Raw genomic sequence first — 9972 nt, 5'->3', positions numbered from 1 at the left:
GTTTTTTTGGTTGGTGGAATTTTAAACTTATAAACTTTTAATTTAGCTAAACTCATAAGCTAACTCTCATAATTTTATATCAGACTTTTACTGTCTATGATGAAATTTACTATACATATTCTTTGAGGTTATTAAAAACAATTTCAGTCCCGATAAGGACCTTATTATTTAAAAATAGTAAATCTAAATAGCTTTTGAAATCACATATTTTAGAGAAATAGGTTTTATTGATTTTTATTTCTTTAGTTACTCTTTTTTGATAGGTTTTTTCTTTTGATTCTTCGGAGAGAACAATATTTTAAAAAAATATCTAATATTTAGTTTTTTCTTATCTTAAAATTTAACTTATTTATAAATTTATCTATTAAATATATTCTTGTGACTATTAGATCATTACATTTTTATTATTTTAAAAACTAGAATTTCCTACACTTTTTTTTGGATTAATTATTGCTCTTAGAATAAAAAATTGTATGAAATGTTTCATATAACCTAAAAGTTTAAAAAATGGTAATTTCGAAGGGAATAAATGATTCTAAATACTATGATACATTTTTTACTTCATATATATTTATTGATAGTTGACTTATATCGTTAAACAATTAGAATTTATTTATATAATAATTAAAAACAAATTAAATACATATAGTTAAATTATGAATAAAAATATATTAAAGTTTTTATTGGTTATTTTAGTAGGAGTTATTCTTTGGTTCGTACCTGTGCCGGATGGTCTTGATGTTAAAGCTTGGCATTTGGCATCAATTTTTATCGCAACGGTTTTAGGATTGATTCTTTCTCCGTTTCCTTTGGGAGCAATGGCAATCTTTAGTATGACCACGGTAGTTGCTCTAGATTTAATTCCGATTAAAAGCGCCTTAAAAGGATTTGGAGATACAACAATCTGGATGATAGCTTGTGCTTTTTTTATTTCAAGAGGATTTATTAAAACAGGCTTTGGAAGAAGAGTAGGATATCTTTTCATTAGTAAATTAGGAAACAGTTCCTTAGGTTTATCTTATGGTTTGGTTATGACCGATTTAATTTTTGCGCCGGCAATGCCATCCACATCTGCACGTTGTGGCGGAATAATAACCCCTTTATTTTTATCTATATCAAATGCTTATGATTCTACTCCAGAAAAAGGAACTCAGAATAAGATCGGGGCATTTTTAGTACAATGTATATTTCAATGTAATGCAATTACATGTGCCATGTTTTTAACTTCGATGGCAGGCAACCCTATGATAGCAAAATTTGTTGAGAATATGGGATATACCATCTCATGGACTGATTGGGCAAAGGCCGCAATTGTTCCCGGCTTGTTATCTTTACTTGTAATTCCATACGTTTTATATAAATTTTATCCACCTGAATTAAAACATACCCCCGAAATGAAGGCTATTGCAAAAGAAAAGCTTAAAGAGATGGGTAAAATGACTACCAAAGAGTGGATTGTTCTGGGTGTATTTTCTTATTTAGTAATTTTTTGGGTATTAGGATCATTTCTTAAAATTGATGCGACATTTACAGCCTTTGTAGGATTATGTATTTTATTATTAACTCGTGCTCTAGATTGGAATGATGTAATTAGTGAAAAAGAAGCATGGCATACAATTATATGGTTTGCGATACTTATGACCTTAGCTTCTCAATTGAATACTTTAGGATTTATTCCTTGGTTTGGAAATTATGTAGCTGAATCGGTGAAAGGTTTACCTTGGTTACCGATGTTATTTATACTTTTATTGGTGTATTATTATGTACATTATCTTATGGCAAGTGCTATAGCACATATCAGTGCGATGTACGTTATATTTGTTTCCATATCGATAGCTGCAGGGGCTCCACCAATGTTAGCAATATTATTATTTGCATTTTTCAGTAATTTAAATATGTCAATTACACATTATTCGAGCGGACCGGCTCCTATTTTGTTCGGTTGCGGATATATCCCATTGGCAAAATGGTGGAAGATCGGATTTTTTATGAGTTTAGTTATTTTGGCCATTTGGTTACTAGTGGGTACCGCTTGGTGGAAAGCGATAGGATTGTTTTAAAAAATAATTATATAAAAAAAGGTTTTCTAATTTAGAAAACCTTTTTTATTTTACTTTACAATTTTCATTTCATCTATAAGCCTTTGGGCTCCTGCATATTTATCGATTATAAATAATATATAACGAATATCAACCATAATATTTCTGCAGATAGAAGGATCATAATTAATATCGCTCATAGTGCCTTCCCAAACCCTGTCGAAATTAAGTCCTACCAAATTACCATGAGCATCAAAAGCGGGACTTCCTGAATTGCCCCCCGTAGTATGATTGGTTGCAATATAATTTACTATGATATCTCCATTTTGTGAATAAGGTCCAAAATTTTTTTGTTTGTACAATGTTATTAATTTTTTAGGTAAATTAAATTCGTAATCATCAGGAATATATTTTTCAATAACACCCGATAATGTTGTAAAAGGTTTATAATAGACGCCATCTTTTGGAGTATATCCGTCTATTTTACCATAAGTAACTCTTAAAGTAGAATTTGCATCAGGAAAAAATTTTTTTGAATGAAAAGTCTTTAATTGAGCATTCATATAATTTCTTTGCAGGCTGTCATTTTTTTTATCAAAATCATCATGAAATGGTAAAATTTTTCTTCTATACATTTCAATATAAGGAGTAATAAAGTTTAGTACTGCATCGTCTTTTAATTTATACTTTATATTTTCCTTAGAATCGGAAGATAATATTGATAAAAGATCTCCTCTTTCACGAGTTATATAAGAATTTTTCCATAAATCAGTTAGGTAAATATTACACGAAGATTCTTTTTCAAAATCTTCATGACCTGCTACCTGAAATCTTGGCTCAATATTCATACTGTACATGGAAAGCATTTTTGAAGATACTTTCTTGTCTAATTCCGAATCATAATTTTTATAAATTGAACTCACATTTTTTATTACTCTTAATTTAATTTTATCAAAGTCTTGATCAGAAGCATTAAGAAGATTGGATACTATATATGCCATACGAAAAGTTTCAGAATTCGAATAGAAAACTTCATTAAAATAAGTGTAAGCTTTATTATACCGACTATTATTTTTATATAAATCATTTAATGCATTTACTAAAGACTGATTTTTATTTTTAGTATCAAGATTTATTTGACTTTGCTCTACCAATTGATTTTCATACTCTTTTCTTTTTTTGATAGCATTTGATTTAAGTAACCCTTGATTTTCGCCGATCCATTTTTTCCATCCGTTAGCGATAGATGCATATTTTGCCGCATATTTTATCTTTATTTCTTTATTTTCACGCATCGCATGATCTAAAATTTTTAAAGATTCATTACGTAAAGAAATTCTTGATGGATTGGTTATTTCCAATAGTTGTTCAATAGCAGATGCCGGTAAATATTCTTGAGTTCTCCCGGGAAATCCGTATACAAATGAAAAGTCATTTTCCTTTTTCTCTTTAATTGATATAGGTAAATAATACTTGGGGGTATAAGGAATATTATCTTTAGAATATTTTGCCGGATGATTATTTTTATCTGCATAAATCCTAAATAGGGAAAAATCTCCGGTATGCCTAGGCCACATCCAGTTGTCGGTATCTGATCCGTATTTTCCTATAGAAGATGGAGGAGCACCCACTAATCGAATATCTTCGTAAGTTTCTGTAATAAAAGCATAATATTGATTACCGTTGTAAAAAGGTAATATAGCAATGTTTTGATAGTCCTCTTTTTTAATGGTTGAACAAATTTTATTAATATTATTTTTAATAATAATATTTCTTTGTTGTTCAGTAAAATTATCGCTTATACCCAATAATATTTGAGAAGTTACATCTATAATATCAACAATAAAAGTTGCTTTTAAGCCTTCGTTCGGTTTTTCTTCTTCATAGTTAGAAGCCCAAAATCCATGGGTTAACAGGTCATTGGTAACTGTAGAGTGCGATTGTATGCTATAGTAACCGCAATGATGGTTAGTAAGTAATAATCCCTTAGGTGAAATAACTTCAGAAGTACATCCTCCTCCGAAATGAGCAACCGCATCTTTTATGCTTGGATTATAGGTATTAAATATTTGTTTTGAAGATATTTTCATACCCATTTCCTTCATTTCTTTTTCATTGAGCTGATTAGGTATCCACATACCCCCACCCGTTTGAGCGACTAATGATGAAGCATTAAAAAAACAGGTTAATAAAAAAGATTTTAGTGTAATTTTTTTCATTGATACTATAATTAGTTTTTCAAAAATATAAATTTATAAATAATATAATAACATAAAAAAGTTAGAATGCATATTTAAAAGAAAAATTAATTAGCTTTGTGTAACTAATAAAAGTTAAGATTTTAACACATAAGTAAAGATTAATGTTATGATTCGCATATAAATTGTAACTAGTAAAATAGACTAAATAGTGGTATGGACGAAATAGACTTAAAAAAAGAAGAAGAAGAAATAGTCAAACGTTACAAAGATATGCTTCGTAACACCTACAGAGATTTGACTACAGAAGATAAATCTCTGATTAGAAAAGCTTTTGAAGTTGCAAAAGAGGCCCATAAGGATCAAAGGAGAAAAACCGGAGAACCTTATATATATCACCCTTTAGCCGTAGCTAAAATTGTTGCTGATGAAATAGGCTTAGGAGCAACAAGCATAGCATGTGCTTTATTGCATGATGTAGTGGAAGATACTCAATATACCATTGAAGATATTTCCAATTTATTTAATCCTAAAGTAGCTAAAATTATAGATGGACTTACCAAAATATCCAATATAGACCATCAAAATCTTTCGTTACAATCCGAGAACTATAGAAAGTTGTTACTTACCTTGTCTGAAGATGTTAGAGTTATTTTAATTAAGATAGCCGACAGACTTCATAATATGAGGACTTTGGACAGCATGAAAAGTTCTAAACAGAAAAAAATTGCTGCTGAAACCACCTATATATATGCTCCTTTAGCCCATAGAATGGGGCTATATACCATCAAATCTGAGCTTGAAGATTTGAGTTTAAAATATACCGATCCGGAATCTTATTCTTTAATCGTTAAAAAACTTGAGGAAACAGAAAAAGACCGACAACGATATATTGAAGAGTTTTCAAGGATTATGCAAGAAAGCTTAAATGCCGAAGGTTTGAATTTTACTATTAAAGGACGACATAAATCCGTTTTTTCAATTTATAAAAAAATGAAAAAACAAGATGTTTCCTTTGAGGAAGTTTTTGATTTATTTGCTATTAGAATTATATATAAATCTGATTATAAAAATGAAAAATTCCTGGCTTGGAAAATTTATTCCATAGTTACGGATAAATTTATGCCTAATCCCAGCAGAATGAGAGATTGGATTACTACTCCCAGATCTACGGGATATGAAAGTTTACATGTTACCGTCATTGGTCCGGAATCTAAATGGGTGGAAGTACAAATCCGATCGGAGAGAATGGATGAATTGGCTGAAAAAGGGATTGCCGCTCACTATAAATATAAAGAAGGATATAAAGGACGAGAAGATAATCAAATTGAAAATTGGATATCTCAAGTTAGAGAAATGTTGGAAAACTTGGGAACGGCTTCTACAAAGGAATTATTAGATGATTTTAAATTAAATTTATACACAAAGGACATTTTTGTCTTTACTCCTAAAGGAGATTTAAAAGTACTTTCGGCAGGAGCTACGGCTTTAGATTTTGCTTATTCCGTGCATTCGGGTATCGGCGATCATTGTTTAGGAGCTAAAGTAAATAATAAATTGGTTCCGTTAAGTTATAAGTTATCAAGTGGAGATCAGGTGGAAATACTGACGTCCAATGTTCAAAAACCTAAAGCAGATTGGTTGGATTTTGTCGCCACTTCAAAAGCAAAATCAAGGATCAAAGCGGCATTGAATTCGGAAAAAAGAACGTATACAGAAGAAGGTAAAGAATTATTAATTCGTAAGTTACGGCACTTAAAAATTAATTTTTCAGAAGAAGAATTAAATTCCATTCAAAAATTTTTCGGAGCAAAAACCAGTCACGATGTTTTTTATCAGGTTGCTACCGGAGTCATCGATAGTAAAGCACTAAAAAAATATAGAGATAGCAAAGGAGTTTTAACAAATTTATTATCCAAATTAAGAAAAAAAACCTCTATAATCACTGAAAATAATTTTCTGGAACCTAAAGAGGAGGAAAATTATGATATGATTGTTTTTGGAGATGATGAAGAAAAACTAAATTATCAATTAGCGCAATGCTGTAATCCAATTCCGGGTGATAATATTTTTGGTTTTGTAACCATAAACAGTGGTATAAAAGTTCATAAAGAAAGCTGTTCCAATGCTATTGATATGCGAGCTAATTATGATTACAGAGTAATTCCGGCTAAATGGGTAAGTAGTTCAAGCAGGGATTTTCTGATAGAAGTTTCATTACAAGGAATTGACAGAAACGGTATTTTTAACGATATAACCACTCTTATTTCTAATAAATTTAAAATTAGTATAAAAAAAATAAACATTAATTCCGAAGATGGTATCTTTTACGGAAATTTAATATTATTTGTAAAAAATACTCTTCAATTAGAACAAATTATAGAAGAGTTGCATAATATTGAAGGTATAACCAATGTTAGAAGATCTGAGATAAAAAAATAATTTATTATTTAGTATCTTTGTAATAATTTAGAGTATAAATTATTATTGTATTAAAAAAGTTTTTTTAATATAATATAGATTTAAGGTTATCTCAGCGAAGAAATTAATTATAAACTCGAAAAAACAGTTTTTATTTATCTCAAAGGTGAAAGAAACAATTATAAGATAAATAAAAATTGTTAAGCAATAAGATGGAAGTTGTTTGTTCTACTCAACTAAAATAAACAAAGTGTGAATTTTAATCTTTTTCATTGAGTAAATCCTGATAAGCAATTTTTAAAGCCTCCTTTTCTTGTTTATTAACTTCAGGATATTTCGGGTTCATAGATTTTAATGTTTCATTTATAATGTAAGCCATTATCAATTGCCCGTAAGATTTATTATCAAAAGGAACAATAAACCAGGGACAATTTTCAGTGGAAGTTTTTTCAAAAGCCATTGCAAATGCTTTTTGATATTCATTCCAAAATTTACGTTCTTTTAAATCAGAAGCTGAAAATTTCCAATTTTTTTCTTTTTCATTAATTCTCTTAATAAATCTTTTTTTCTGTTCGTCTTTGCTTATATTGAGGAAAAATTTAATAATTCGAGTACCATTGTTAAACATACGATTTTCGAAATTTTTAATTTCCTCATATCTTTTTTCGAAAAACCCATCATTAATATCTTTGACAGAATTTATAGTAGGAATTTTTTCATTTAAAATAAATTCAGGATGTACTTTGCAAACTAATACATTTTCATAATGAGAACGATTAAATATTTCAATTTTTCCACGTTCGGGCATTTTGATAATATGTCTCCATAAATAATCATGTTCATACTCTAAAGAAGAAGGTGTTTTAAAAGATGATACATTTACTCCTTGAGGATTTACTCCGGTCATGATTGCTCGTATGGAACTGTCTTTTCCGGCAGCATCAATTCCTTGTAAAATAATTAATAAAGATTGTTTGTTTTCAGCATTTAAAATATTTTGATAATAATCTATATTTTTAATTATTTTCTTTATCTCTTTTTTATTTTTTTTGAAATTTTCAGGTGATTGAGTAGTATAATTTTTAAGGTTTACTGATTTTCCTTCTATCACACGGAAATCATCTATGGTAATTTTCATAATATATTATATTTTAATTTTTTTTATATTAATTGTTTAAATGAACAAAATAAACTAATTATTTATAAAATAGAATGTTATAAATAATTTGTAAATTTATTCTGATGTGTAGATGTGAAAATATTGTACCAAAGTACATTTTTGTGTTCTTATTTTTTTTCTAAAAAATATAAATCAGAATTTTTAAAGTTTTACACATGGATGATCGCATGTATAGGTAAAAATGTGTATAAAATAGGAAGTGTAAAAAATATGATTTACTAACTAAGAAAAAACAATGCGGATATTAGTTCCTATATATAAGCCCATTAGAGAACTGGCCCCTCCAACGGTTTTTAAATTACTCTTATACATGGAAATTTGTAAATAGCCAGATGAATTAAAAATAGCAAAAGCTTTTCCATGATATTTTTTGTCCTCAGGATCTGTCCCAAGTATATCGGTATATTTAGATTTAATTTCAGTGAATTGAACGTTTCTGGCAAAAATTGTAAAGTCCTTTTTTTTTCCAAATTGGTGAAATTGTTCTTTACTAATGTTGGTTATTGCATTACCGAAATTATCTACATGAATAACCATTCCTGTTAACGAATTATCTTCACTTTTTTCAACCGGTTTGGGTTGAGTTAATTCTTTATAAGAATTTATTTTTCTACCTATTAATTCTATTTTTCCGCCTCTGGCAAGATGACAGGCCACAGGAATGAAAAGGTCTTTAGTTAAAAAATGAAGATCATCGTATTTATTAATCGTGATTTCATATACTTGATCGGGAATGTATTCTTCAGCGATTAAAGAAAGAATGCCGTTATCATTGCATATAAAAAAATGACCGTTGATTTCTGCAGCTAAAGATTTTACAAATGGAGAAGGCAACGCGTCGACACCAATTATATGAATGGTCCCTTTAGGAAAATTTTTGTATGAATTTTGAATAATATAAGCAGTTTGAATTAAATCAAAAGGCATAATTTGATGTGAGATATCAACGACTATAATATCCGAAATTTGGCTGTATATAGCACCTTTAAGGGCAGCCACATGGTAATCGTCTAAACCAAAATCGGTAGTAAGTGTTATTATTCCCATTTTTTATTATCCTACACAAAGTTATTGCTTATTTTTGTTATGTAAAATTAAAAAAGGAGTTAAAATTTGAATCAAATACGAATTACTTTAGAAGGGGTGGATTTAAAAACTTTCTATGGTGAATATAATCAAAACTTTAATCTGTTGATTAATCATTTTCCCAAATTAAAAATTACAGGAAGGGATCGTGTAGTGTCGGCAGCAGGAAATGATGCGGATTTAACTTTGTTTAATAATAAAGTTAAAGAAATAACAGAATATATAAACAGATATAATAAGTTAAATGATATCGCTCTTGAAGGAATACTTTCTAATGGAGAAAAGCAGAATGAGCTTAGAGCCGAATCTGAGGATATTATTGTTCACGGAATAGGAGGAAAACTTATTAGGGCTAAAACAGAGAATCTTAAAAAGCTGGTGAAAGCAGTCGAAAACAATGATATGGTATTTGCCATTGGTCCGGCAGGAACAGGTAAAACCTATACTAGCGTTGCTTTAGCTGTAAAAGCTTTAAAAGATAAACAAGTAAAAAGAATTGTGCTTACCCGCCCGGCTGTGGAAGCAGGGGAAAGCTTGGGATTTTTACCCGGTGATTTAAAAGATAAATTAGATCCCTATCTTCAGCCTTTGTATGATGCATTACGAGATATGATCAGTCATGAAAAACTGGCTTCTTATATTGAAAAAGGAGTCGTTCAAATTGCTCCTTTGGCATTTATGAGAGGTCGAACATTAGATGAAGCCTTTGTAATTTTAGATGAAGCTCAAAATACGACCCATCTGCAAATGAAAATGTTTTTAACGCGTATGGGGGCTAATGCGAAATTTATTATTACGGGAGATCCCGGGCAAATAGATTTACCTAAACACCAGAAATCCGGCTTAAAAGAAGCTGTTCATCTTTTAAAAAGAGTTAAGGGAATAGGTTTTGTGCAATTGACAGAAATTGATGTGGTAAGACATAAATTAGTAAGAAAAATATTAGAAGCCTATCATAAACAAGAAGAGATTGAAGAATAGTTTTTCATTTTCTTTTCTAAAATAAAAGATCTTATTGAAAAATAAAATCCTTATTAATTTACTTATT

The 9972-nt window shown here is 29.4% G+C and carries 6 protein-coding genes; 3 read left to right on the top strand and 3 right to left on the bottom strand.

What is annotated here, in order from left to right:
* The first annotated feature begins 656 nt into the window (after positions 1-656).
* Positions 657-2060 (top strand): anion permease, encoded by a 1404-nt coding sequence (locus GFV01_RS06150; RefSeq protein WP_160542395.1) that lies wholly within the window; start codon positions 657-659, stop codon positions 2058-2060.
* Between the two features lie 50 nt (positions 2061-2110).
* Here GFV01_RS06150 and GFV01_RS06145 read toward each other — a convergent pair whose 3' ends face one another.
* Positions 2111-4258 (bottom strand): S46 family peptidase, encoded by a 2148-nt coding sequence (locus GFV01_RS06145; protein ID WP_160565616.1) that lies wholly within the window; start codon positions 4256-4258, stop codon positions 2111-2113.
* 195 nt (positions 4259-4453) lie between these two features.
* Here GFV01_RS06145 and GFV01_RS06140 point away from each other — a divergent pair, with 195 nt between their 5' ends.
* The gene (locus GFV01_RS06140) at positions 4454-6679 is read left to right on the top strand and encodes a bifunctional (p)ppGpp synthetase/guanosine-3',5'-bis(diphosphate) 3'-pyrophosphohydrolase (RefSeq protein ID WP_160565614.1); all 2226 of its coding nucleotides are present in this window, start codon (positions 4454-4456) and stop codon (positions 6677-6679) included.
* A 238-nt stretch (positions 6680-6917) separates the two neighbouring features.
* Here the strand turns inward: GFV01_RS06140 and GFV01_RS06135 are convergent, their stop codons facing one another.
* Positions 6918-7796 carry a PPK2 family polyphosphate kinase gene (locus GFV01_RS06135; RefSeq protein ID WP_160565612.1) on the bottom strand — a complete coding sequence of 293 codons (879 nt, stop codon included), beginning with the start codon at positions 7794-7796 and terminating at the stop codon, positions 6918-6920.
* A gap of 264 nt (positions 7797-8060) precedes the next feature.
* Positions 8061-8885: an S-adenosyl-l-methionine hydroxide adenosyltransferase family protein gene (locus GFV01_RS06130; protein WP_160565610.1), complete on the bottom strand. Its 825-nt coding sequence runs from the start codon at positions 8883-8885 to the stop codon at positions 8061-8063.
* Positions 8886-8951: 66 nt separating this feature from the next.
* Here GFV01_RS06130 and GFV01_RS06125 point away from each other — a divergent pair, with 66 nt between their 5' ends.
* The gene (locus tag GFV01_RS06125) at positions 8952-9905 is read left to right on the top strand and encodes a PhoH family protein (protein ID WP_160565608.1); all 954 of its coding nucleotides are present in this window, start codon (positions 8952-8954) and stop codon (positions 9903-9905) included.
* Positions 9906-9972 lie beyond the last annotated feature (67 nt).

It is taken from the genome of Apibacter sp. B2912 (assembly GCF_009827835.1).
In the GTDB taxonomy this organism is placed as follows: domain Bacteria; phylum Bacteroidota; class Bacteroidia; order Flavobacteriales; family Weeksellaceae; genus Apibacter.
Note: the sequence above shows the minus strand (reverse complement) of the source record. Positions and strands in the feature narration are given on the sequence as shown.